This is a genomic window from Pirellulales bacterium (genome assembly GCA_019636335.1).
Taxonomy (GTDB): domain Bacteria; phylum Planctomycetota; class Planctomycetia; order Pirellulales; family JAEUIK01; genus JAHBXR01.
This window is the reverse complement of record JAHBXR010000004.1, coordinates 219410-244262: the sequence shown is the minus strand read 5'-3', so window position 1 is coordinate 244262 and position 24853 is coordinate 219410. Positions and strand designations below refer to the sequence as shown.

The 24853-nt window shown below is 64.9% G+C and carries 18 protein-coding genes; 14 read left to right on the top strand and 4 right to left on the bottom strand.

Annotation, left to right across the window (positions count from 1 at the left end):
• The first annotated feature begins 322 nt into the window (after nucleotides 1-322).
• The 12 genes from polA (at nucleotide 323) to KF708_06230 (ending at nucleotide 17507) form a co-directional block, all read left to right on the top strand.
• Nucleotides 323-3193 carry a DNA polymerase I gene (gene polA / locus KF708_06285; GenBank protein MBX3412309.1) on the top strand — a complete coding sequence of 957 codons (2871 nt, stop codon included), beginning with the start codon at nucleotides 323-325 and terminating at the stop codon, nucleotides 3191-3193.
• A gap of 223 nt (nucleotides 3194-3416) precedes the next feature.
• Complete coding sequence (coaE, locus tag KF708_06280; GenBank protein ID MBX3412308.1) at nucleotides 3417-4100, top strand: dephospho-CoA kinase; 684 nt, start codon at nucleotides 3417-3419, stop codon at nucleotides 4098-4100.
• A 191-nt stretch (nucleotides 4101-4291) separates the two neighbouring features.
• On the top strand, nucleotides 4292-5752 hold the full coding sequence (gene rho / locus KF708_06275) for a transcription termination factor Rho (GenBank protein MBX3412307.1): 1461 nt from the start codon (nucleotides 4292-4294) through the stop codon (nucleotides 5750-5752).
• Between the two features lie 43 nt (nucleotides 5753-5795).
• On the top strand, nucleotides 5796-6284 hold the full coding sequence (locus tag KF708_06270; GenBank protein ID MBX3412306.1) for a 6,7-dimethyl-8-ribityllumazine synthase: 489 nt from the start codon (nucleotides 5796-5798) through the stop codon (nucleotides 6282-6284).
• A gap of 103 nt (nucleotides 6285-6387) precedes the next feature.
• A complete protein-coding gene (gene nusB / locus KF708_06265) occupies nucleotides 6388-6795 on the top strand; it encodes a transcription antitermination factor NusB (GenBank protein ID MBX3412305.1) in 408 nt (135 codons plus the stop codon).
• A gap of 42 nt (nucleotides 6796-6837) precedes the next feature.
• Nucleotides 6838-7779, top strand: coding sequence for a signal recognition particle-docking protein FtsY (gene ftsY / locus KF708_06260; protein ID MBX3412304.1), 942 nt, complete (start codon nucleotides 6838-6840; stop codon nucleotides 7777-7779).
• 429 nt (nucleotides 7780-8208) lie between these two features.
• Nucleotides 8209-9645, top strand: a complete 1437-nt coding sequence (locus tag KF708_06255; protein MBX3412303.1) for a porin — start codon at nucleotides 8209-8211, stop codon at nucleotides 9643-9645.
• A gap of 220 nt (nucleotides 9646-9865) precedes the next feature.
• Nucleotides 9866-13666, top strand: a complete 3801-nt coding sequence (locus KF708_06250; GenBank protein MBX3412302.1) for a hydantoinase B/oxoprolinase family protein — start codon at nucleotides 9866-9868, stop codon at nucleotides 13664-13666.
• A gap of 108 nt (nucleotides 13667-13774) precedes the next feature.
• Nucleotides 13775-14278 (top strand): sigma-70 family RNA polymerase sigma factor, encoded by a 504-nt coding sequence (locus tag KF708_06245; GenBank protein ID MBX3412301.1) that lies wholly within the window; start codon nucleotides 13775-13777, stop codon nucleotides 14276-14278.
• Nucleotides 14245-14751 carry a hypothetical protein gene (locus KF708_06240; GenBank protein ID MBX3412300.1) on the top strand — a complete coding sequence of 169 codons (507 nt, stop codon included), beginning with the start codon at nucleotides 14245-14247 and terminating at the stop codon, nucleotides 14749-14751. Before KF708_06245 ends, KF708_06240 begins: the two co-directional genes overlap by 34 nt.
• 139 nt (nucleotides 14752-14890) lie before the next feature.
• The gene (locus KF708_06235) at nucleotides 14891-16309 is read left to right on the top strand and encodes a hypothetical protein (protein MBX3412299.1); all 1419 of its coding nucleotides are present in this window, start codon (nucleotides 14891-14893) and stop codon (nucleotides 16307-16309) included.
• Between the two features lie 127 nt (nucleotides 16310-16436).
• Nucleotides 16437-17507: a lipase gene (locus KF708_06230; GenBank protein MBX3412298.1), complete on the top strand. Its 1071-nt coding sequence runs from the start codon at nucleotides 16437-16439 to the stop codon at nucleotides 17505-17507.
• A 222-nt stretch (nucleotides 17508-17729) separates the two neighbouring features.
• On the opposite strand, the gene KF708_06225 is transcribed toward KF708_06230, so the two are convergent.
• Nucleotides 17730-18086 carry an STAS domain-containing protein gene (locus KF708_06225; GenBank protein ID MBX3412297.1) on the bottom strand — a complete coding sequence of 119 codons (357 nt, stop codon included), beginning with the start codon at nucleotides 18084-18086 and terminating at the stop codon, nucleotides 17730-17732.
• A gap of 170 nt (nucleotides 18087-18256) precedes the next feature.
• On the opposite strand from KF708_06225, the gene KF708_06220 reads away from it, so the two are divergent.
• On the top strand, nucleotides 18257-19231 hold the full coding sequence (locus tag KF708_06220) for an alpha/beta hydrolase (GenBank protein ID MBX3412296.1): 975 nt from the start codon (nucleotides 18257-18259) through the stop codon (nucleotides 19229-19231).
• 72 nt (nucleotides 19232-19303) lie between these two features.
• On the opposite strand, the gene KF708_06215 is transcribed toward KF708_06220, so the two are convergent.
• Entirely contained in the window at nucleotides 19304-20137 is an 834-nt protein-coding gene (locus tag KF708_06215; GenBank protein MBX3412295.1) for a uracil-DNA glycosylase, read from the bottom strand.
• A gap of 254 nt (nucleotides 20138-20391) precedes the next feature.
• Between KF708_06215 and der the strand changes: the two genes are divergently transcribed.
• Nucleotides 20392-21816: a ribosome biogenesis GTPase Der gene (gene der / locus KF708_06210; GenBank protein MBX3412294.1), complete on the top strand. Its 1425-nt coding sequence runs from the start codon at nucleotides 20392-20394 to the stop codon at nucleotides 21814-21816.
• A gap of 45 nt (nucleotides 21817-21861) precedes the next feature.
• Here der and mgtE read toward each other — a convergent pair whose 3' ends face one another.
• Both mgtE and KF708_06200 read right to left on the bottom strand, forming a co-directional pair.
• Nucleotides 21862-23223 (bottom strand): magnesium transporter, encoded by a 1362-nt coding sequence (gene mgtE / locus KF708_06205; protein MBX3412293.1) that lies wholly within the window; start codon nucleotides 23221-23223, stop codon nucleotides 21862-21864.
• Between the two features lie 157 nt (nucleotides 23224-23380).
• Nucleotides 23381-24751 carry a hypothetical protein gene (locus tag KF708_06200; GenBank protein MBX3412292.1) on the bottom strand — a complete coding sequence of 457 codons (1371 nt, stop codon included), beginning with the start codon at nucleotides 24749-24751 and terminating at the stop codon, nucleotides 23381-23383.
• Between the last annotated feature and the right edge of the window lie 102 nt (nucleotides 24752-24853).

Here is a 24853-nt window from a genome sequence, read left to right as displayed (position 1 = left end):
AGATGGACGCTGGCTGGCCGCGCGGGACGCCAAGGCGCCGCGGCGAGCCAAACATCAACGCTATCAACGACCTACGTCGATCGTAAACAGCCCAGATCCGAGTGTCAACGAAATTGACGCCGTGTGCCACGGTCGAGGCTGTTCCGCGTCGGGTTGTAGGGGGAGCCGGCTGCTTGACACCCCGCGCGCATGCCCCCTAGGATCGGTTCGCAAGTGCTTGCCGGACGCCACGCGGCTCGTTCCGTACCCCCTTGTTTCCGTCCCTAGACGAGCCGTATTCAGAACGATGAACGACCGCCGCCGCCAAGTCTCGCTGCCCGGAATGGATGACGATCTTCCGGCCCCACCCCCGAAGAAGCGCTCGCGAGCTACAGTCTCGGTCGTCGAGCCTGCTACCCCACCTGCGGCGATCGGGTACGCCGGTGGGGCGCCGCCAGCCACCCGGGCGACTTCCGCAGGGGCGCCGATCGGGGCCGAGGGGGATGGCACCGGCCCTGGGGATTTGACGGGCAAGACGGTCTACATCATCGATGCGAACGCCCTGATCTTTCAGGTGTTCCATGCCATTCCGACGATGACCAGCCCGCAGGGAGAGGCGGTCAACGCGGTGTATGGCTTTACCCGCGACATCCTCTTTCTACTGGAGACGAAGAAGCCGGACTATCTGTTCGCCGCGTTCGATATGAAGGGGCCGACGTTCCGGCACGAGTTGTACGGCGACTACAAGGTGCATCGCGCCGAGATGCCCGACGAACTGGTGCCGCAGTTGCCCAAGATCCGGCAGATGCTGACGGCCTTCGGCGTGCCGGTGCTCGAGCTCGAGTCGTTCGAGGCGGACGATATCCTGGCGACGGTGGCGCGGATCACCTCCGAATCGGGAGGGGAGTGCCGGCTCGTCACGAGCGACAAGGATTGCCGGCAACTGATCGAGGACCGCGTCTGCGTCTACAACGTGCGGAAAGATCAGGTCTACGACGCCACGGCGCTGGCGGCCGACTGGCACGTGCGGCCGGAGCAGGTGGTCGACTTTCAGGCCCTGGTGGGAGATTCGGTCGATCACGTGCCGGGCATCCCGGGCATCGGCCCGAAGGCGGCCGCCGAGGTCCTGGAAAAGTTCGGCACGCTCGATGCCGCGCTCGAACGGGCGGACGAGATCAGCGCCGCCAAGCGTCGGCAGTTGCTGAAGGATCATCGCGAGCAGGCGCTGCTGAGTCGCGAGCTCGTGCGGCTCGATCGCCAGGTGCCGATCGCGATCGACTGGTCGGCCGGCCGGGCGGGACAACTGCACGCGCCCGAGATCCTGTCGCACTTCACGAGCTGGGGCTTTCACAGTTTTGCCGAACGCGTGCGCAGTCTGTCGGATGAGGAGAGGGGCTCGACGTGGGAGGCCGACTATCACACCGTCGCCACGCCGGAAGCGCTCGCGCAGCTCGTGGCCGAGATGTCGCGGCAGAAGTTGGTCTCGGTCGACACCGAGACCACCAGCGTGCGCCCGACCGAGGCGGACATCGTGGGGTATTCCTTCGCCTGGGAGCCGGGCGAGGCGTATTATGTGCCGGTGTGCGCGCCGCACGGCGAGCCATGCCTCGATGGCAACGAGACGTTGGAGGCGTTGCGGCCGATCTTCGAAAACCCCGCGATCGGCAAGCTGGGACAGAATCTGAAATACGATCTGCTCGTGCTGCGCGCGGCGGGCGTGTGCCTGCGGGGGCTTACTTTCGACACGATGGTGGCGAGTTACCTGCTCGAGTCGGGCGAGCGGAATCACAATCTCGACGAGTTGGCCGAGCGTTATCTCGCGCATCGCACGATTCGCATCGAGGAGTTGATCGGCAGCGGCAAACAGCAGAAGCGCATGGACGAAGTGCCAGTGTCACTCATCACCGATTACGCGGCCGAGGATGCCGACGTGCCGCTGCGTCTGCAACCGATCCTCGCGGGCAAGCTGGTCGAGCAAGATCTCGAACCGATCTTTCGCGAGCTCGAGATGCCGCTGATCGAAGTGCTGGCCGAGATGGAATTCAACGGCATTCGGATCGATACCGCGCGGCTGGCCGAGTTGAGTCGACAATACGGCGAGCGGCTGGCGACGCTCGAGGGGGCGATTTATCAGCTTGCTGGCCACGAATTCAACATCGCGTCGCCCAAGCAGTTGCAGCAGGTGCTGTTCACCGAGCAGGGGTTGCCGACGTTGAAGCGCACGAAGACGGGCCCCAGCACCGATGCCGACGTGCTGGAAGAACTGGCGCGGCAGCACGAGTTGCCGGCGAAGATCATCGAGTATCGACAGTACTCGAAATTGAAGAACACCTACGTCGATGCCCTGCCGGCGATGGTGAATCCGCGCACGGGTCGGGTACACGCGTCGTTCAATCAGGTCGTCGCGGCGACGGGGCGGCTCAGCTCGAGCGATCCCAACCTGCAGAATATTCCGATTCGCAACGAGTCGGGGCGCGAGATCCGTTCGGCGTTTTTGCCGGGGCACGACGACTGGTTGTTGCTGGCGGCCGATTACTCGCAGATCGAACTGCGCGTGCTGGCGCATTTCTCGCGCGATGAGACGCTGTGCGCGGCGTTCCAGCGCGACGAGGACATTCACACGCTGGTGGCGGGGCAGGTACACAACGTGCCGCAAGAGTCGGTCACGCCGGAGATGCGTCGCCAGGCGAAGGCGGTGAACTTCGGGGTGATCTACGGACAGAGCGCGTTTGGGCTGGCGAAACAGATCGACGTCTCGCCGGAAGAGGCGGCGGCGTTTATTGATGCGTACTTCGCCCGATACCCCGGCGTGGATGAATTTCTCACGAATCTACTGGAAGAATGCCGGGGCAAGGGGTATGTTAGAACCATCATGGGGCGGCGTCGGGCGATCAGCGGTGTTCGACCGCAACCCGGCCGCCAGCGGAATCTCCCCGAGCGGACCGCCATCAACACGGTGATCCAAGGCTCGGCGGCCGATCTGATCAAACAGGCGATGATCACGGTCCACCGGCACCTTGCCGCAGAGGGATTCTCCGCGAAGCTGCTGTTACAGATTCACGACGAGTTGGTCTTCGAGGTTCCGTCGCGCGAGCTCGAGCCGCTGGCACGACTCGTCGAGCGTGACATGAGCAGCGTGCTGGCTCTGGACGTTCCCCTGAAAGTTGATCTGAAATCGGGCCGCAACTGGTCCGAGGTCGAGGCGTGGGCCTGACGACCGGTCGGTTGGCTCCCCCCACCTCGAGAGTTCGTACGACGCATACCCGATCGGTGTCCCATCACGGGGCCCCGTCGGTCGCCGAAAGGAATCGTGCGCCCGCCGGCGTATCCACGCATACCGTTCCGTTTTCCCTTCGATGGTGTTCGGCTCTGGCACGCCCGCGCCGCGACGTCGGCACCCCGGGTAGCGCCGTGATTCGACGAAAGCATATCTAGCGATGAGCGAGGTTTCCTCGAGCGGCCCCCGTGCGGCTGAGGCTCTCGCGCCTGGCGCGGCGGCCCTGCCGCGTCGTGCGCCGGTCATCGGCCTGATGGGCGGAGTGGCGAGCGGCAAGAGCCTCGTCGCTCGGCAGTTCGCCGACCTTGGCGCCACGGTGCTCGATGGCGATCGTGCCGGTCACGCGGTGTTGCGGCTCGACGAGGTCAAGGCGGCGCTCCGCGAGCGTTGGGGCAGCAACGTGTTCGACGATGCCGGAGAAGTGAACCGCGCGGCCGTGGCGCAGCGCGTGTTTCAGCCGACGGACGAAGCTCGCCGCGAGCTGGAGTTTCTCGAAGGGGTGACGCACCCGCGCATCGGCGAGATGCTGGTGAGCCAACTGCAGCAGGCGCGCGACGATCGAGACGTGCCGGCCATCGTCCTCGACGCCCCCGTAATGCTCGAGGCGGGCTGGTCCGAGATTTGCGACAAGATGGTTTACGTCGACGCTCGGAGCGAATTGCGTCTCGCGCGGGCCCGACAGCGAGGCTGGAGCGAAGCAGATTTCGCGCGTCGCGAGGCGGCCCAGGTATCGCTCGATACCAAGCGTGCCAAGGCCGACGTGGCGATCGACAATTCCGGAACACCTGAGGAAACGCGGGCACAAGTCGAACGATTCTGGCGGGGCCTGGGCCTGTCGCTGTAATGCCTGGCGTGTCGAGTTCTGCGACACGCCAGGCCCCTGCACGGCGTGCGAGCGATGACAACCCTGGCTGGCAGGCCGATCTCGCGCCCCGCCCGAACGGACGAACGAGCCGCACGACGACCACCACACACACTCCCCCTCCGTGGACACCTTCAGCGTGTCCGCCCACCCCACGTCAGGAGCCGTCAGCCATGTCCGAAACCCGCCCTACGCGTCCGCAGCGCTCTGGCAAGCACGGTCCCGAGCGCCGCTCGTACGATCATCGGTCCGCCCAGGATGGGGCGCACGAGAACGGCGAGTCGGAGCCGCTGTCGCTGGCCGAGGAGATCGCCGAAGAAGGCATCCTCGCGAGCGACGATACCGACGACCGCTACGAACAAATCAAGCAGGGGGATATCCACATCGCCGAGCTGCAGCGGATGACGATGCCGCAGCTTATCGAGGAGGCCCGCCGCGAGAATCTCACCGACTACATGGGCATCAAGAAGCAGGATCTGATCTTCAAGATCCTGAAAGAGCGGGTGAAGCTCAATGGCCTGATGTACGGCGAGGGGACGCTCGAGGTGCTGCCGGACGGGTTCGGCTTCCTGCGGAGCCCCGATTATCACTATCTCTCGTGCCCCGACGACATCTACGTTTCGCCGAGCCAGATTCGGCGTTTCGGGTTGCGCACCGGGGCGACGGTGTCGGGACAGATTCGCCCGCCCAAGGAGAACGAGCGCTATTTCGCGCTGTTGCGGGTCGAGGCGATCAACTACGAGGATCCGAATCTGCTCTCGTCGAAGGTCTTTTTCGACGACCTGACCCCCTTGCATCCCGATGCCCGGGTCGTGCTCGAGACGACGCCCGAGGAAATCAACATGCGCGTGGTGGACCTGGTCTCGCCGATCGGGTTCGGGCAGCGCGGGCTGATCGTCAGCCCGCCGCGCGCCGGCAAGACGATCCTGCTGCAGAACATGGCCAAGAGCGTGCTCGTCAATCACCCCGAGGTGTACGTGATCATGCTCTTGATCGACGAGCGCCCGGAAGAAGTCACCGACATGGAACGTCAAGTGAAGGGGCCGAATTGCGAGGTGATCAGCTCGACGTTCGACGAGCCTTCGGCGCGGCACATCCAGGTGTCGGAGATGGTGATCGAGAAGGCGAAGCGGATGGTCGAGTATCACCGCGACGTGATCATCTTTCTCGATTCGATCACGCGGTTGGCGCGGGCGTGGAACTCCGAGGTGCCGCATTCGGGTAAGATTCTCTCGGGGGGCGTCGACGCGAATGCCCTGCAGCGGCCCAAACGCTTCTTCGGCGCCGCGCGCAAGGTCGAGGAGGGAGGCTCGCTCACGATCATCGCCACGGCCTTGATCGATACGGGCAGCAAGATGGACGAGGTGATCTTCGAGGAGTTCAAGGGGACGGGCAATCTCGAGGTGGTGCTCGACCGCAAGCTGGTCGACAAGCGCATCTGGCCGGCGATCGACATCAATCGCAGCGGCACGCGGCGCGAAGAGATGATCATGGATCCCGAAGAGCACCGCCGCGTCTGCATCCTGCGGCGCGTGTTGAACGACATGAATCCCCCCGACGCCATGGAACTGCTGGTCAGCCGTCTGGCGAAGACGAAGACCAATGCCGAGTTCCTCATGAGCATGAAGTCGTAGCCGCGGCGCGGGGAAGTCAGGCAGCCAGATCGTAAGGAATCGTATGCCCCAGGAAATCAGCGGAGATCCGGCCGACGGCGCGAGCGGACGGTATGCGATCGTCGTCTCGCGCTACAACGAGACTGTCACGAAACGTCTGCTCGGGGGGGCGGTCGACACGCTACGGGCGCAAGGAGTGCCCGACGGCCAGATCGACGTGGCGTGGGTGCCGGGCGCCTTCGAGATTCCGGTGGTGGCCGAGTACTTTGCCCGGGGGGGCGGTCACGCGGCTGTCGTTTGCCTGGGGGCGGTCATCCGGGGCGAGACGACGCACGATCAGCACATCAACCGAGCGGTGAGCCTGGGATTGGCCGAGATGAGCCGAACCTACCAGCTACCCGTCTTGTTCGGATTGCTCACCTGCGATACCCTCGAACAGGCGATCCACCGTTCCGGCGGCAACGTAGGCAATAAGGGAGCCGAATGCGCCGCGGCCGCCTTGGAAATGGTAGGCTTGCTCGGCAAGCTGAACCGGTTATCGTCGGGCTCATGATGGCTCCCGGCGAGCGGTTCGAGCAGGATCGCCGCCTGCCCGCTCCGGCGCGAGTTCCTCCTGGCGAGCGACCCTCGCGCCTCACCCGCACCCACCAAGATTCATGTCCCGTCGAAGTCGAGCGCGCGAAGTAGTGCTCCAAGTCCTGTTCCAGGACGATCTGAATCCCGGCGCCAGTCCGCACGACGCCGATCAGTTCCTCCAGGAGCGCTTGAAGCAGCCCGAGCTGATCGAGTTTGCGCGGTCGCTGGTCTCGGGGGTGCGGCGCAACCGGCAGGAGCTCGACGAGCTGGTCGGCAAGACGGCCGACAACTGGAGCCTGGAGCGGATGGCGGCGACCGACCGCAATGTGCTCCGGCTGGGCGCGTTCGAAATACTGTATACCGAGACCCCCGATCGCGTGGCGATCAACGAAGCGGTCGAGCTGGCCAAACGTTACGGTTCTGCCCATAGCGCCCAGTTCGTCAACGGCATCCTCGACCGGTTCCTCGCGCGCCATCAGGAAAAGTAAGTCGCGCGCCCTTGCCGGGCGCGCCAGGAAGGCAGAGAGCGCATGGGATTCTTCGACAAGTTCAAGCAGGGTCTGAAGAAGACCACGCAACTGCTCAATACCGACATTCGCGACCTGTTCAAGCGTGAAGGTCGGCTCGTCGACGAGGCCTTCCTGGCCGAGCTGCTCGAGATTCTGGTCAAGACCGACATGGGCGTGGCCGCCGCGAAGGCCTCGGTCGACGAGGTGGCGGTGAACTTCCGCGGTCGCGTCGTCCACATCGAGGAGGTGCTGGTCACGATCAAGGCCAAGCTCAAGCGGCTGATGCAGCAGCCCGAGGAGCCGATTCGCTTTGCCGCCACTCCGCCGACCGTCATCATGGTGGCCGGGGTCAATGGCAGCGGCAAGACGACGTCGATCGCCAAGCTGGCCCGCATGTTCTCGGCCAGTGGCAAGCAGGTGGTGCTGGGGGCGGGCGACACGTTCCGCGCCGCGGCGGTCGAGCAGTTGAGCATCTGGGCGCAGCGGCTGGGGGTCGACCTGGTCAAGGGAGAGCCGGGGAGCGATCCGGCCAGCGTGGCGCACCGGGCGGTCTCGACGGCGCTCGAGCGGCAGGCGGACGTCTGCATCATCGACACGGCGGGGCGGCTGCAAACGCAACAGAACCTGATGCAGGAGCTGACCAAGATTCACCGGGTGATCGGCAAGCTCGTGCCCGACGCTCCGCACGAGACGCTGTTGGTGCTCGATGCGACGACGGGACAGAACGGCATTAGCCAGGCCAAGCACTTCACGGCCGCGGTCCAGTGCAGCGGCATCGTGTTGGCCAAGCTCGACGGCACCGCCAAGGGAGGCGTGGTCGTCGCCATCCGCCAGGAGGTGGATCTGCCGGTCAAATATGTCGGCGTCGGCGAACAGGCGGAAGATCTGACGCTGTTCGACGCGGACTCGTTCGTCGAGGCCCTCTTCGACGAGCTCGTGTCGCCGGCGGGCGCGGCGAAATAGGGGGGCGCGTTCGCCGCCCGTGCCCCAGTAAAAAGGGTGACCGCGGGGGTCGGTCGGCCTTTCTGGGCCGTAGTCTTGGTCCAAATCCCCTGTCTTCTCGGACAGTTCTTGTGTGGCGCCACGGGGTAAAAACCCCGAATGAGCCGCTTCCCCCCAACCCCTTCCCCGCAAGGTGGGCAGCAGGGTTTCGTTAGCCGTTAAGGTTTCCCAAAACCGGGGCTCCGGGGGGCGTGAGGGCGAGCATTCGCCATGTTTTCCGATCAATTGCGCCGACTCGCGAGGCCGATACGACCATTGACCAGCTTAGGCCGGGCAGTTTCACCCCGCATTGAACCCCTGCCAATCAAGGCCAGGACGGCCGCGCAAACCTGGTCGCAAAAACAGCCCGCCGCGCAAAGATCATTCCCCGCAGGATTCGGAGTTTGACCCATGAGACTTTCCAAGTTGGCGATTGCGATTGCCATTGCTGGATTGCCGTGTGGATTGGCGTACGGCCAGTCTGCCAAGGTGCAACCCCAGCGAGCGGCGGCGCCTGTGAACCAGGTGGCCTACGAGTACAACGACTACTACGCCGAGGACGAGCAACCTGCTCCGCCGGCGGCCGAGGGTGCAGCGGCCGCGCCCGCCCCGTCTTACGGGGGCAGTTGCGACTCGTGCAACACGTGCGATAGCTGCGACTCGTGCAATTCGTGCGATAGCTGCTGCGACTCGTGTTGCTGCGAGCTGGGCGACCCGAAGAAGCTCTTCGATTGCTGCTTCTTCGACGCACACGGTCTGAGCCTGGGTGGCTGGCTCGATCAGAGCTTCACCTGGAATCCGGACAACCCTGCCGATCGCTTCAACGGCCCGGTCACGTTCAACGACCGCTCGAACGATTACATGCTCAACCAACTCTGGTTGTACGGCGAGAAATCGGCCGACACCGAAGGCTGCGGCTTCGCCTGGGGCGGTCGCTTCGACGCGATCTACGGCCAGGACTGGCGCTTCACGCCGGCTCTGGGCCTGGAACTCACCGGTGATGGTGGCAACCGCTGGAACAGCCAGCGCTTCTACGGTCTGGCCTTGCCGCAGTTGTACGCCGAGTTCGGCTACAACGACCTGAGCGTCAAGATCGGTCACTTCTTCACCATCATTGGTTATGAAGTGGTGCCCGCGACCGGCAATTTCTTCCTCTCGCACGCCTATACGATGCAATACGGCGAGCCGTTCACCCACACCGGCGTGTTGGCGTCGTACGCGCTGTCTGACAAAATCAGCGTGTCTGGCGGCTTTACTCGCGGCTGGGACGTATGGGAAGACAACAACGACGATCTCGACTTCCTCGGTGGCGTTACGTTCACCGGCGAAGAGGGGGGTTCGTTGGCCTTCGGAATCACGACCGGTGATTCGGGCGGCCAGGATAGCAACCTCACGATGTACAGCATCGTGGGTAGCAAATCCGTCGGCGATTGGACCTATGTGATCCAGCACGACAATGGTATCCAGCAAGGCGGTAACGCCAACGGTGGCACCGCGAATTGGTACGGCGTCAACCAATACCTCTTCTACAGCATCAACGATCGCTGGAAGCTCGGTGGTCGCTTCGAGTGGTTCCGCGACAACGACGGCGTCCGCGTGATGAACCTGGTCGGCGAGAGCGCCAATGGTTCGCCCCGCTTCGCCAATTACGGCCCGGGGTTCGCCGGCAACTTCTGGGAGATCACCGGTGGCGTGAACTTCCAGGCCACGGCGAACGTCCTGGTCCGCTCGGAACTTCGCTGGGACTGGTATGACGGTCCGGCCAACACGAACGGCTTCCTGCCGTACGACGATGGCAGCGACGCCAGCCAGTTCCTGTGGGGCAACGACGTGATCATCACGTACTAGTCTTGCTCCGCTCGCCCGCGGGGGTGAGCTTCGCGCGACGACTCCACCGTGCCGCTTGGGTTCAAAGCCCAGGCGGCACGGTTTTTTTGTTGATACCTGTAGGTCAGGTACGCCGTACCTGACAAATGTTCGACGTGGCCTACTCAATTGATGGTCAGGTACAGGGTACCTGACCGACGAGTCCTTGAGTTGGGCGCGGCGATCGGCGACATTGCTCCGCATGACAGCCGCTCGCGTGGAATTCTGGATCGACGTCGGAGGCACCTTTACCGACTGTCTCGCGCGCTGGCCCGACGGCCGCCTCGTGCGACACAAGCTGCTCAGCAGCGGCGTGACGAAAGGGTCGACCGGCGCGGGCTCGACCCGCGCGGTGCTCGTCGATCCGTTGCGACGGCACGATCCCCCCGGTTTTTGGGAGGGGTACACCCTGACGCTGCTCGACGAGTCGGGCGCGCCGTGCGAGTCGCGACACGTCTCCGAGTTCGACGCAAGCCGGGGCCTGCTGCACCTGGCGGAACCGTGGAGCAATCCCCCCACGCTCGGCCAGGCGTACGAACTGCGCAGCGATGAGGAAGCGTCCCTCGTGGCGATTCGCTATCTGCTCGGACTCGCGCGCGCCGCACCGATTCCTCCCGTTGTGGTGCGGCTGGGCACGACGCGCGGTACGAACGCGCTGCTCACGCGGCGCGGAGCGCGGACGGCGCTCGTTACCACGCGCGGGTTCGGCGATATCCTGCGCATCGGTTATCAGAATCGCCCCCGACTGTTCGATCTGGCCATTAAGAAGCTGAGCCCCCTGTTCGAGCGAGTGCTGGAGATCGGCGAACGCGTTTCGGCCGATGGTACGATCCTCGAGCCACTCGATCCGCGCGTAGTCGAGCAACAGTTGCAGGAGCTGCGCGCCTCGGGTGTTGAATCGATTGCGCTATGCCTGTTGAACGCCTATTGTCAGCCGGCGCACGAACAGGCCGTCGCGGAACAGTGCCGCGCGGCGGGGTTCAGCGAGATCAGCGTCAGCCATCTGGTGGCGCCGCTGGTGAAGATCGTCTCGCGCGGCGATACGACGGTGGTCGACGCGTATCTCAATCCCATGTTGCGCACCTACGTCGCCAGCTTGCAGCGAGCACTTGCCGGCAGCGAGCTGCGCGTGATGACCTCGGCCGGAGGGCTCGTCGCCGCGGATCAGTTCGTCGGCAAGGACAGCATCCTCTCGGGGCCGGCCGGAGGCGTGGTCGGTTTTTCGCAAGTGGCGCAGGCGGCGGGATTCGCGCGGGCGATCGGCTTCGACATGGGGGGCACGAGCACCGACGTGGCCCGCTTCGACGGCCGCTACGAGCTCGAATACGAGACCGAGAAGGCCGGCGTGCGCGTCGTGGCGCCGATGATGTCGATCGAGACCGTCGCCGCGGGGGGAGGATCGGTCTGCGGCTTCGACGGCGTCAAGCTGACGGTCGGACCGGCTAGCGCCGGCGCCGATCCAGGCCCGGCCTGTTACGGTCGCGGCGGTCCGCTGGCGGTGACCGATTTAAATTTCTACCTGGGACGCATCCCGCCCGAGCGTTTTCCTTTTCCGCTCGATCGCCGCGCGGTCGAGGCTCGTCTGGCCGAGCTGAGCGAAGCGATCGCCCAAGCGAGGGGCAAGCGATATTCGCCGGTCGAGCTGTGCGACGGCTTCGTGCGCGTGGCGAACGCGAGCATGGTCCAGGCGATTCGCTCGATTTCGATCGCGCGCGGCGCCGATCCGCGCGATTATGTGCTCGTGGCGTTCGGGGGTGCCGCGGGACAGCACGCGTGTGCCGTGGCGCGCGAGTTGGCGATGCGCGAGGTGTTGAATCATCCCGATTCCGGCATTCTGAGCGCCTACGGCATCGGGCTGGCCGACGTCGTGCGACATGGCGCGCAAGGGGTCTATCGCCCGTATGACGCTGCGGTGGTGAGCGAGCTCGAAGAGACGTTCGCCGCCTTGTCGAGTTCGGCGCGACGTGCAGTCGAAGCAGAGGGTGTTCCGGCCGATCGCATCGAGATCACGCGCTCGCTCGACTTGCGCTATCGAGGTCTCGACGCGGCGCTCAACATCGCGCTGCCCGACAATGGCGACTACCAGGCGGCCTACGAGGCGGAACATCGCAAGCTATACGGTTACATTCACGAAGGGCGCGCGCTGGAGATCGTCGCGGCGCGTGTCGAGGCACGCGGACAAACGGCGGAACGCCCGGCGCCCTCGCGGCGATTGCCACTCGTGGCGGCGCAGCCTCTTCGCACGGCGGAGGTCTATTTCGACGCCGTGGCGCACGCGACGCCCGTCTACGATCGGGAACTGCTCGTGCCGGGCAATGTGCTCCACGGACCGGCGTTGATCTACGAACGGGTCGCGACGACGGTGATCGAGCCAGGTTGGCGCGTCGAGGTGCTCGAACGTGGCGAGCTCGTGCTCACCGACGAGGCGCCTCACGCGCGCGAGCGAGTCTCGACCGACGCCGATCCCGTGATGCTCGAGGTGTTCAACCATCAGTTCGCGGGCATCGCCGAACAGATGGGGATCACGCTGCGCAACACGTCGAGCAGCGTGAACGTGAAGGAGCGGCTCGATTTCAGTTGCGCGCTGTTTACGCCGGAAGGGGATCTGGTGGTGAATGCGCCGCACATCCCGGTCCACCTGGGAGCGATGGGCGAAACGGTGCGGCGCATTCGTCGCGACAATCCGCGGATGTCGCCGGGCGATGTCTACGTGACGAACGATCCCTATCGCGGTGGATCGCACCTGCCCGACGTGACCGTGGTGACGCCGGTCCACGACTCGTCGAGCGGCCGGCTGCTCTTCTTCACGGCGAGCCGCGCTCATCATGCCGAGATTGGCGGCATCCGACCAGGCTCGATGCCCCCTTTCTCGCGCAACCTGGCGGAAGAAGGGGTGCTGATTCGCAACTTCAAGCTCGTCGACGCGGGACGCTCGCGCTTCGAAGAGTTGGCGGCACTGCTTGGCTCGGGAGAATATCCTTCGCGTTCGGTGGCAGACAACCTGGCGGACGTGGCGGCTCAAGTGGCGGCGAATCGTCAGGGAGCGCGCGACCTGGCGCGGCTCGTCGAGCGCTACACGTTGCCGGTCGTCGAGTCGTACATGCGGCACATCCAGCACGCCGCCGAACAAAAGACGCGCCGCGCGCTCGCTCGCCTGCCGCGCGGGCGACACGCGTTCGTCGAGCATCTCGACGACGGCTCGCCAGTGGCCGTGGCGATCACCGTGCATGGCGAGACCGCCACGATCGACTTCAGCGGCACGGGGCCCGTGCTGGCGGGGAATTTGAACGCCAATCGCGCGATCGTCACGGCGGCGGTGCTGTATTGCCTGCGCTGCCTGCTGGCCGAGGACATTCCGTTGAACCAGGGGGTGCTCGCGCCGGTCGAAATCGTGTTGCCCGAGTGCCTGCTCAATCCCCCGGAGCGCGAGGCGGCCGCCGATTGTGCGGCCGTCGTGGGGGGGAATGTCGAGACATCGCAACGCGTGGTCGATGCGTTACTGGGGGCGCTCGGCGTGGCGGCGGCCAGTCAGGGGACGATGAACAATTTGCTGTTTGGCGACGCGACGTTCGGCTACTACGAGACGATCTGCGGCGGCAGTGGCGCCACGCCCGAGGCCGACGGCGCCGACGCCGTACACACGCACATGACGAACACGCGGCTGACCGATCCCGAGGTGATCGAGCGCCGTTATCCCGTGCGCGTGCGCGAGTTTTCGATTCGTCGCGGTTCGGGAGGAAGGGGGAGGCGCCGGGGAGGCGATGGCATCGTGCGGCGGCTCGAGTTTCTGCGCCGGCTCGACGTCTCGCTGCTCACGCAGCGCCGGGGGCCGTACGCGCCGTATGGGTTGGCGGGGGGCGAGCCAGGCAAGCTGGGGACCAATTCGCTGGCCAGGGGGGATGGCAGAGTAGAAACGCTCCCCGGCGCGGCGCAGTTCGTGGCCGAGCCGGGAGACGTGCTGACGATCGAAACGCCCGGCGGTGGCGGATTTGGCACGCCCTAGCCGCGACATGCTTCCTCGACGGAAATGTCGAGATTCCAACTTTCGGCCTGAAAAACCGTGCCGGTCGTGGCGTTATCCTGTTAGACGGAACAGGGAGACGCGAGCTCGATGAGCGAAGAGTTGCCGGACCGCCTGGGGAGGCTGGTCGACCGTTACGGCGGTCCGCTGGTGCTCTACGCGCGACAATGGACGGCATCGGCCGAAGATGTCGTGCAAGAGACGTTCATCAAGCTGGTCGACCTGCGCCCCTGGCCCGAGCCGATCGAACCGTGGCTCTTTCGCGTGACGCGTAACGCGGCGATTTCCGAGCGGCGCAGTTTCTGGCGGCGGAAACGTCGCGAGCAGGCGGTCTCGCGCGAGGATCGCAGCTTCGTTCCCCGGGCGGACTCGCTCGATGGACAGGTAGCATCGGCCGCGCTCGAGCAGTTGCCGGGCGAGCTGCGCGAGATTGTCGTCGCGCGTTTGTGGGGGGGACTGACCTTCGAACAGATAGCCGAAGTACACGCCACGTCGCTCGCGACCGTGTACCGGCGTTACCAGGCAGCGATCGCCGCGCTGCGCGAGATCTTGGGTGCCTCATGTCCGAACACGATCCACACGACGAATCGCTAAACGAACTGGCCGCGCGGCTTGCGCACCTCGTTCCCGACGCGGGAGGATTGCAGCGCGACCGGATCTTGTTCGAGGCAGGCCGCCGCGCCGGCCGGCGCCAGGCTCGGCAGTGGAACCTTGCGGCGCTGCTGTCTGCCTGCGCGATGGCCGCCGTCGCGGCGTGGACTCTTACCAACACGAGTCGTGAAGCGCCCTCGCTCGAGTTATCGACGGTTCCTGCCGAGCAGGTGCGTGCGAATCTCGCCGAAGTGGACCCACCCACGAATCGCGAGCCATTGTCCGCCGACGCGCGACCGGCGCGTTCTGGTGCGAGTTATCTCGTGCAACGGACTCGCATGACGGCAGCGGGTTTGCCGGAACCTGAGCAGCAGTCCATACCCTCGAGGCCGGTCGAAACGAACGCTCCGCCTCCCACGCCGACGCGGCGTGCTTTGGAAAAGGCGCTGTTGGAAGAACTGTGGACGCCCACCTGAATGGCAGGGCATCGAGCTGATCTGCCTGCCGCGGCATGGCGCGGGGGGATGACGCCCTAAACACTTCTCATCCGCTGCAACGTGTCTCCGCACCGGGCGGCGACACTCGCTTCCCTTACGAATGGAAAGGAACCGTGCGATGCGTTCCCTAGTCATGGTCACGAGTTTGATGGCGGCAGGCTGGATGGGATACTCGGACGAAGCGGCATCGCCACCGGCGACGCCGGTCGAGACGTTCGTCATGGATGCGCGACGCGAGCCCGTGCCGGCGTTCCAATACCGGCTGCTTCCGCCCCTGACCGACTTGCGTCCGGGGAACGCGGCGCCTCTCTATCTACGGCCGCGGCACGAGAAACACGACGAATGGAACAAGCATCTCATCGAAGAGTGCCAGCGACTGTTGACGGTGCCGCGCGGAGAGTTGAAGGCGGACGAAGTCGACAAGCTGCTCGAGAGCTACGCATACGTGCTCTCTCAATTGGAAGTCGGCGCGCGTCGCGAGACGTGCGATTGGGAGTATCCCTACGGCGAGGACGGTCAGGATCCGCTGGAGTTCCGTCTGCCGGACATTACGCAAATGCGATTGTACGGGCGCCTGCTGGCGGTGAAGATTCGCGGCGACGTCCAGGCCGGCCGCTTCGACGACGCCGTCCATACGCTGCAAACGGGGCTGGCCTTTGCGCGGCACGTCGCCAACGCGCCGTTCCTGGTGAATCGCCTGACGGGCGTGGCGATTGCCGAGTTGCTGCTCGACGAGGTGCAGGAGTTCATCACGCAGCCCGGCGCGCCCAATCTGTACTGGGCCCTGGCGTCGTTGCCGCGCCCCTTGATCGACGTGCGCGGCTCGCTCGACTTCGAGCGCGAGTTGCTGCTCTACAAGTTTCCTGAACTGCGCGACCTGGAACGTCCGCGCAGCGAGGAGGAGTGGTCGCGCCTCGAAAGTCAGATGCGATCGACCGCCGAGCAGATGCGCCAGGAGTTGGAGAGCTTCGAGTGGTCGACCTTGTGGGACAGCGCCGAGAAGCCGAGCGTCGACGAGGCACGTGCCTTTCTGATCGATCAGGCCGGTTTTTCTCCGGAACGCGTGAAGGGCATGTCCGAGGGCGAGGTCACCGTGCGCTACACGGTGCTGGTCTACTACTACTTCTACGATGGGGTGGCGAAGGCCGCCTATCTGCCGCACCTGGCCAACGAACCCGCGGCCCTCGGCCAGCAGCTTGCCAAGGGGCGGGTGAAAGAGATGATTCCGCTGGCGCAGTTCTTCGTGCCCGGAATCGAGCAGGCGGTCAAGGCGCAGCTCAAGCTCGATCGACGCCTCGATGCGTTGCAGGCGGTCGGGGCGCTAGGGCTCTACGCGGCAGGGCACGAGGGCAAGCTTCCCGCGGCGCTGGCCGAGCTCGAGCCGGCGGCTCCGAAGAATCCGGTCGGCGGCGGCGAGTTCGAGTATCGTTTGAACTCCGACGGAATCGCCGAGTTGAAAGCCTCGCCTATGGCCAAGATGAATTACCGCGCCGGGCTCGACTGGCGGATCCAGGTGCGGCCGGCTGCTAGCAAGTGAGACGCTAGCACGATTCGAGGGCGTTGCTCTTGTGGGCGTACCCGCGGGATACGTATTCTCCGCAGGTTCGCCCTTCTTGGCGGACGCTCCTCGGTTCATCGGCCCGATCCAAGGAAGGAACTGGCCCATGCCTCGCTTGTTGCTGCGACTCTTACTCACCGTTGTTGGCACGGTCGTACTACCGATCTCCGCCGCGGCGCATGAACCGGCAGGCGTCGAGTCTGCCGAGAGCTTCGTCGAGTCGGACGATGAAGAACCAGACGACGAGCAGCCGAAGCTGCTGCCCGAGGCACTGGCCACGCCGACCGGCTATCCGAACCTGGTGACCCCCACGCTCGGCGGCACGCAGCTTTGGGGCGATGAGCTGATCTACGGCGCGTGGCGCATCCAACAGCATGCCGTCGATGGGCACTACCGGCTGCTGGGCCCGCGCGATCTCCGCTATGCCTGGGGCACGTACGAACAATGCCAGGCGAAGCTCGACGAGTTGATCGCCGAGCGGCAGCTCGAGCCGACGCGGGGCCGCGTGGTGATCGTGCTGCACGGGCTGATGCGCAGCCGCGACGCCATGCGCCCGCTAGTGAAGTATTTGCGCAAGCAGAGCGATTACACGGTTGTCGATTTCTGCTACCCGACGACACGCAAGTCGGTGGCGGAACATGCCGCCACGCTGGCGCGCGTGATCGACGGCATGCCCGAGGCGACCGAGTTGAACTTCGTCGGACATAGCCTGGGCAGTATCGTCGTGCGCCATTACCTGGCCGACCTGCACGATCCAGCGAGTGGCCGCGGGCCCGATCCTCGCATCAGGCGCTTCGTGATGTTGGCGCCGCCCAATCAGGGGGCGCTGTTGGCCCAGGCGGCGGTGGTGAACGTGGCCTTTCGTACGATCGGGGGGAAGCCGGCGCGCCAGATTTCGCGTGAATGGGACCGTTTGAACCTCGAGTTGGCCACCCCCTCGTGCGAGTTCGGCGTGATCGCCGGCGGCACGCGTTCGGGCAACGGTTGGAATCCGCTCCTGCCCGGCGATGACGATGGGTTGGTGCGGGTCGACGAGACGCGGCTCGACGGGGCGGCGGACTTCATCGTCGTGCCGGCGAGCCACACGTTCATCATGTCGAACAAGCAGACGCTCGAATGTACGCTGCGTTTCTTGCGCGAGGGAAGGTTTCTCGCGCGCGAGGCAAATCAGCCCTAACAGTCTGTCAAAGTCAGAAGTTCGGGAACCTCGATCCTCGGCCAATCAGCCCACCCTACCCCGAAGCGTGAGCGAGGGAATTCCTGCAAAGAACGTCGAGCAAAGTGTCCCCTCGCTGATGCGTCGGGTTATGATTCCGCGAAAAGCGCCACTTCAAAACGGACGCTTCGCGCTTGAAATTCGGCTGCGGTAACTGTCTTTGGGGGGCGCTGGGGCGCGAGATTACGAGGCGGGTTCCTGCAGCAGCGCGACGGCGGCATCACGGTCGTCGCAGATGGGCCACAGCGTATCGAGTTGCGTGGCGCGGAGCACGTCCTGGCAGAAGCCGGCCACGCCACAGAGGGCCATCCGCCCGCCGCGTTCGTTGAGTCGCTTCCAGGCTCGCACGAGCATTTCGATGAAACTCGAGCCGATGTAGGCGGTGTGGCCAAAGTCGAGCACGAGGAGCGGGGGATTCGCCGATTTGGCGGCGGCCAACAATTCGGCGGCAAAGGGCTCGAACCGTGCGACGTCGAGCGCATCGTACTCGCGATCGAGCTGAAAGACGGTCACATCCCCTTGTCGCGTTTGTTGAGTCATCGTTGGTGCGCCTGTAGAAGCGGTCGAAGCTGCGGCTTTCACGATTCGTGCCCGAGTTTACACCACCTGGCGGGGAGTCAGAAAGTAGGGCGGTCTTGCCCCGCTCGGCCGGGCATGGTGTACACTAGCGGCGCTTTGCCAACCGCGCCGCCCGTCTGGAGATCTCGCTCATGCCGCCGTTTTATGGTTTGCCCGCTTGCTCCGTTCGATTCGTGCCGTGGTCGCTCGTGCTGCTGGTGCTGGCCGCGATGCCCCGCTCGGCCCGTGCGGACGACCCGCCCTACAAGCAGCAGCAGGATGTGGTCTATGGCGAGACGGACGGGCTGGCGCTGGTGATGGACATCTTCACACCGACGGGGCCTTCGAACGGCCTGGGCATCGTCGACGTGGCCAGCGGCGCGTGGCACTCGGATCGGGGGAAGATCAACGATCACAAGCAGGCGCAGATGTTCGACATTCTGTGTGGCCGCGGATACACCGTGTTTGCCGTGCGTCCCGGCTCGATCACGAAGTTCGCCGCGCCGGAGATGGTGCGTCACCTCAAGCGGGCGATTCGCTGGGTGAAGTCGCACAGCGAGGAGTACGGCATCGATCCCGATCGGCTGGCGATGGCGGGGGCTTCGGCCGGCGGACACTTGACCTGCCTGACGGTGATGACGGCCGAACCGGGCCGCCCCGAAGCGCGGAACGAACTCGACCGCTACGGTACCGACGTCAAAGCGGCGATCGCCTTCTTTCCGCCCACCGATTTTCTGACCTATGGCGGCAGGCAGCGCGACATCTCGGAGGCGAAGAGCCGGCTCGGCCGCATGCTGGGCAATCTACTGTTCGCCGAGGGGATTGAAGGGAAGAGCGACGAAGAGATTGCCGTACAGGTGGAAAAAATATCGCCCGCGCGTCTGGTCCACAGCGCCGGGCCGCCGCTGTTGCTGATTCACGGCGACGCCGACCCGCTGGTGCCGCTGCAGCAGTCGGAGACGATGAAAGAAGCGTGCGAAAAAGTGGGCGTGCCGTGCGAGCTGATCGTGAAGCCGGGAGGCGGGCACCCCTGGCCGACGATTCACGAAGAGGTAAAGGTGGCCGCCGATTGGCTCGACAAACAACTCGCGGCGACACCGGCCGAGGCGGAGCCGGTGGGCAAGTAGGTCAGGTACGCCGTACCTGACAGTGATTCGATATGGCCAACTCGATCGATTGTCAGGTACGGAGTACCTGACCTATTTGGGTAGCTCGATGCCCATCTCTTTCATCAGCACCTGCATGTCTTCCCAGACATCGCGTTTGGCGGCCGGGTTGCGCAGCAGGTAGGCAGGGTGGTAGGTGACGAGGACGGGAATCCCCTCGTACGCGTGAAACTTCTTGCGCAACTTGCCGATCGAGACGTTCGTTTCGAGGAGCGTCTGCGCGGCGATCGAGCCGAGGCAGCAGATGAACTCGGGGCGGATAATCGAGAGCTGCCGATCGAGATAGCCGCGGCAATGCGCGACTTCGTCGGGCGCGGGATTGCGATTGCCCGGGGGGCGGCACTTCAGCACGTTCAGGATGAAGACATCCTCGCGGCGCAGGGTACAGGCCTCGATGATCTTGTTGAGCAGTTGTCCGGCTCGCCCCACGAAGGGTTCGCCCTGGCGATCTTCGTCGGCGCCGGGGGCCTCGCCACAGAAGACGAGCCGCGCCTCGGGATTGCCGACGCCAAAGACGGTTTGCGTGCGCGTAGTGGCCAACTCGTGGCAGCGAACGCACCCCTTCACTTCCTGCTGGATGACTTGCAGCGCGGAGACGCGCTCGGCACGCGACAGGGCGGGAACGGCAGGATCCTGGGCCGCTAAAAGATCGGCCGAGCGCTTGGCGAGAGTCGTCGCGGGGGGAACGGGCGCCGATTCAACCTTGGGTGGAGGTGTCGCGGCAGGCTTGCCGGCCACCGCGAGGGGTGGTGTCTTGGCGGTTGCTGGTTCCGCAGGTGGTGGCGGCGAGGCAGCGCTTGACGAGCCGCGCCGGCGGGAGACGTGCGTGACGCCGGCCCGTTGCAGGCTCTCGAGCGTTTGCGCGATCCCGCGCGCCGTGGGATTCTGCGTCCGCGTGCGTTTCGAGGTCACGTCCTTGTTTCCCTGGGGTGGCTGGCAATGGGGCGAGCGAGTGGTCCGCAGTATACGCCAAACGGCCCGGCTTAACAGTTCGCAAGCAGGCGTTGTTTCGCCGCCAGGGGGGACGCGCCGCTGCTGTCCGGCTCCCCTCTGCTGAACTATGATGAAGGGTTCATGGAATTTGGGGCGCAGGTGGACGAGCGATTGGCGGAGTGGTGGCGATGGGCGTTCCTCAGGTAGTAATCGTCGGGCGGCCGAACGTCGGCAAGTCGAGCCTGTTCAATTGGCTCGCCGGTCGGCGATTGGCCATCGTCGATGACCAGGCCGGCGTCACGCGCGACCGCCAGAGTTATCTCATGTGCGTCGACGACCGCTATTTCGAGCTGGTCGACACGGGAGGCATGGGGGTCGAGGACGTCGACAACCTGACGGACGACGTCGAGCGCCAGATCGAGGCGGCGCTCGAGACAGCCTCGGTGATCTTGTTCGTCGTCGACACGCGCGACGGCCTGGTCCCCCTCGATCAAGAGGTGGCGCGCCGTTTGCGCTACGCCGACGTGCCGATTCTGTGCGTGGCGAACAAAGCCGACGCCGAATCGCTCGACCCGCAGGCCGACGAGTTTTACAAGCTAGGACGCGGCAAGTTGGTGCGGACGAGCGTCCATCAGAATCGCGGCCGGGACCTGCTCGTGCGCATGATCCTCGAGCGCCTGCCCGAACACGACCTGTCGCTGCCGCTTGAAGAGCCGGTGATGAAGGTGGCGATCGTCGGGCGGCGCAACACGGGCAAGAGCACCTTCGTGAACTCGCTCGCCCAGGCCGAGCGGATGATCACGAGCGAGGTGCCGGGCACGACGCGCGACAGCGTGGACGTGCGTTTCGAGCTGGATGGGAAGGCCTTCGTGGCCATCGATACGCCGGGGATCAAGGCCCGCAAGAGCGTCGTCACGGACCTCGATTTCTACAGCACGCACCGCGCGCAACGCAGCATTCGCCGCGCGGACGTGTCGCTGCTGTTTTTCGATGCCAGTCAGCGCATCAGCAAGGTCGACAAGCAACTGGCGGCCTATATCGAGCTGCAGTACAAGCCGTGCGTGTTCGTGGTGAACAAGTGGGACCTGTACGCCGGTACCATGCCTACCGAGAAATGGGCCAACTATCTGCGCGAGACGTTCCGCTCGATGTGGCACGTGCCGATCGCCTTCGTCACCGGGCAGACCGGCAAGAACATGAAGGCGCTGTTGAACCACTCGCAGATGTTGTTCAAGCAGTCGCTCGAGCGGGTCACGACGAGCCAGTTGAACAAGGTGATTCGCTTTGCGGTGAAGCATAAGCAGCCGCCGGCCTCCCAGGGGCGCGAGACGAAGATCTACTTTGGCACGCAGGTGGGCATCCAGCCTCCTACGATCGTGCTCTTCTGCAACAGCCCCACGGCGATCACGAACCAATATCGCCGCTACCTGTTGAGCACGATGCGCGATCACCTTCCCTTCGGTGAAGTGCCGATCAAGCTCTACCTGCGCAAGCGCGAGAGTGGCACGGGGGCGGGAAAAGAAAAGCTGGAAGGGGAGCCGACCGATTTCGAGCAGGACGTGATCGACGGTGACGCTCCCACGCCCGACTTCGAAGAAAGCGGCCACGCATAGGTGGATCGCCTCGACGCCCACCCGTAGAAGCGATTTCGACACGCGCTACGGCACGTGCATCTCGCGCGAGAGGAGCAACAGGGCCACCTCGACGTAGATCATGATGCCGAGGATATCCATGATCCCGGCGACGATCGGGTTGCTCATCAAGGCGGGATCGAGCCCGAGGCGGCGGAAGACCAGCGGCAGCACCGATCCGATGAGGGTGCCGACCGCCACGACCAGCGTCAGCGTGAGGGGCAAGACGAGGGCGCCTCGTACATCGGGCGCGACGACCAGACCGGCCACCAACCCGATCGAAGCGAGCAACCCTCCCAGCAGCGCGCCCATCAACAGCTCGCGGCGCAAGACGCGCCCCCAATCGGCACTGGTGATGTCGCCCGACGAGAGGGCCGTGATGACGAGCGTGGCAGCCTGACTGCCGGAGTTGCCACCGCTCGAGATCACCAGGGGCAAAAATAGCACGAGCCAGGCAATGGCCTCGAACTGACCCTGGTAGCGATTCAGAGCCATGGCCGTCGTGAGCGAGGCGCACATGAGGATCATGAGCCACACGCCGCGTTTCCAGGTCATCGTCAGGGGATGCGTCTCGAGGTAGCCCATCACCAGCGGCTGCATACCGCCGAAGCGGTGCGCGTCTTCGATCGCCTCTTCGACGACCACGTCGATCACGTCGTCGTGCGTGACGATGCCCACCAGGTGGTGTTCTTCGTCGACGACCGGAATGGCCTGAAAGTCGAACTTGGCGATCGTCTGCGCCACGACCTCCTGATCGTCGAGCACGCCGACGGAGACGACCGTCCGCTCCATTATATCGGCGATCTTCACGTTGGGCCGGGCGAGCAGGATCTGCCGCAAGCTGACGAGCCCGTGCAGGTGGTCTTCGTCGTCGACCACGTAGAGATAGTAGACGGTCTCGGACGATTCAGCCTGGTTGCGCACCGACTCGATTGCTTCGCTGACGGTCAGGTTCTCGCTGAGCCGCGCGAAGTCGGTCGTCATGACGGCGCCGGCGGTCCCCTCGGGATAGGACTGCAAGCGGAGAATGTCGCGGCGCTCTTCCGGGGCGACGAGCGGGAGCACCTCGCTGACCACCTCGGGGGAGACCTCTTCGAGCAGGTCGACCCGGTCGTCCGGCGCCATGTCGCCGATCAACTGACCGATTTCCGCGCGATCGACGTTCTCGATGATCTCGACTTGCTTGTCGAGATCGAAGTAGTGGAAGATCTCGGCCCGCTGCGCCGGATCGGCGTGGCGGAGAACCTCCCAGGATTCGAGCGGGGTGAGCCCCTCCATGAACTCTGCCGTTCGCGCGGGATGCAGCGCGTAGCAGAATTCGCGCAGCTCGGCCGTGTTGTTTTCGGCCAGCGCCTCGCGCAATTCCGGCAGGTAGAGGGTATTCGTCATGCGAGCGCGTTGGGGGCGAGGCGGAGCGGAAATGAGGGGGCGTGGCGGAGCCGTCGCCTACACGAGTGTAGCACCTGGGGCATGTTCGCCGAGGGGGTGCTGGCGGGACGATCGGGCGTTGCTCGAGCGAGCGGCCGCGAGGGGCGCTCGCCGTGGGTCAGCCGCAACCGCTTGTCGAGGTGCTCCGCGCCACTTCGAGGCACGGTGCATGGGGGCGCAGGAAATTGCGCAGAAACTCGCGTTGGACTGCAAAGTTCAGATGCACGCGGCTGCCGATGGCATGATGGCGTCCGACGAGATCGTATTCCGAGAAGCGGCTTTCACCGACGACATGCGCGAAGGAGAGAAGATCGCCGGTCGGTTCGAGTTGCCAATTCGAACTGCGATAGCCACGCAGGCGTCCGCCGGCACGGCCCAGCCAACTGCCGCGCGAAAGGTGCAACTCGACCGGCTCGGGGGGGCGGAGCGTGCGTCCCAAACGGGCCACGGCGGGAAGCACGCCCAACATCGGCTCGAGGCGACCGTCGGGCGTCTCGAGCGACTGACACAAGTAGGCCAGACCACCCCCCTCGGCATAAATGCGCCGGCCCGCGCAGACATGCTCGCGCAGGGCCATCATCAGGCAGTGGTTGCTGGCCAGGTCATCGGCATAGCGTTCGGGATGACCACAGCCGAGGTAGACGACGTCGGCGTGCTCGGGGAGCACTTCGCTGCGGAGCGGAGAGAAATCGACTACTTCGGCGCCGAGCTGCTCGAACAGGGCGAGCGTGTCGGGGAAGTAGCAACGGAATGCCTCGTCGTACGCGACGGCGACCGTGACCGGTTCGTCCGTCGGCGCCATCAGAGCCGGTCGTAATGGCGCGGAGATTTGATCGCGGCGCGACGCCAACTCGAGGAAGCGCTCGGTCGGCGTGAAGCTGGCTAGGCTGTCGGCCAGCTCTCCGCAAATCTGCGGATGGGGCGATGCGCCGCGCGGCAGCTTGTCGATGATCGCCCGCAGCACGGGATCGTCGAGCAGGCCCCCTATGACCGGCGTGCGCCACAGCGATTCGAGCTCGACTTGCCAGCGGTAGAAGCTGCTGCGATCGGGGAGCCGATCGAGAAGGATGGCATCGATCCCGGCGGGACACGCGGGCAACTGGCAGGGCCCCATGCGGCCGACATCGACAATGGCGATGCGCGGCAGGTCGAGCCACTGGCAGAGCGTTTCGAGACTGCCGCCGTCGCGAGCGTAGAACGGCACGGCCGAATCGAAGCGACCTTCGACCACGGCGACGTCGGTTGTGGCGGCGTCGCGGGTAAAGGTTTCGCGGCAGAGGTCTTCGCTCATGAGCCACGAATCGAGATGTCGCGAATTGACGCCGGTCGTGACGGCGGCTCCATCGAGCGGAGCGAAGCAGGCCCGCGAGAGGAAGTGTTGCACCTGCAGGCCGGCCCGCGTGAGCAGCCCCAGCAGGGCCCAGGTGGCAGGCTGGGCATCAGCACCCTGTTGAACGGTCCCCAACGCAAGGCGAGAGAGGCGAGGCATACCGGCGGGACCGTTGGGCGAGAAATTCGGGATGATTTTCTTCGTCGACGCGACGCGGGGGAGCGTGTGGCGAATCGTGCGAGATTGCTACGTGGGGCGTCG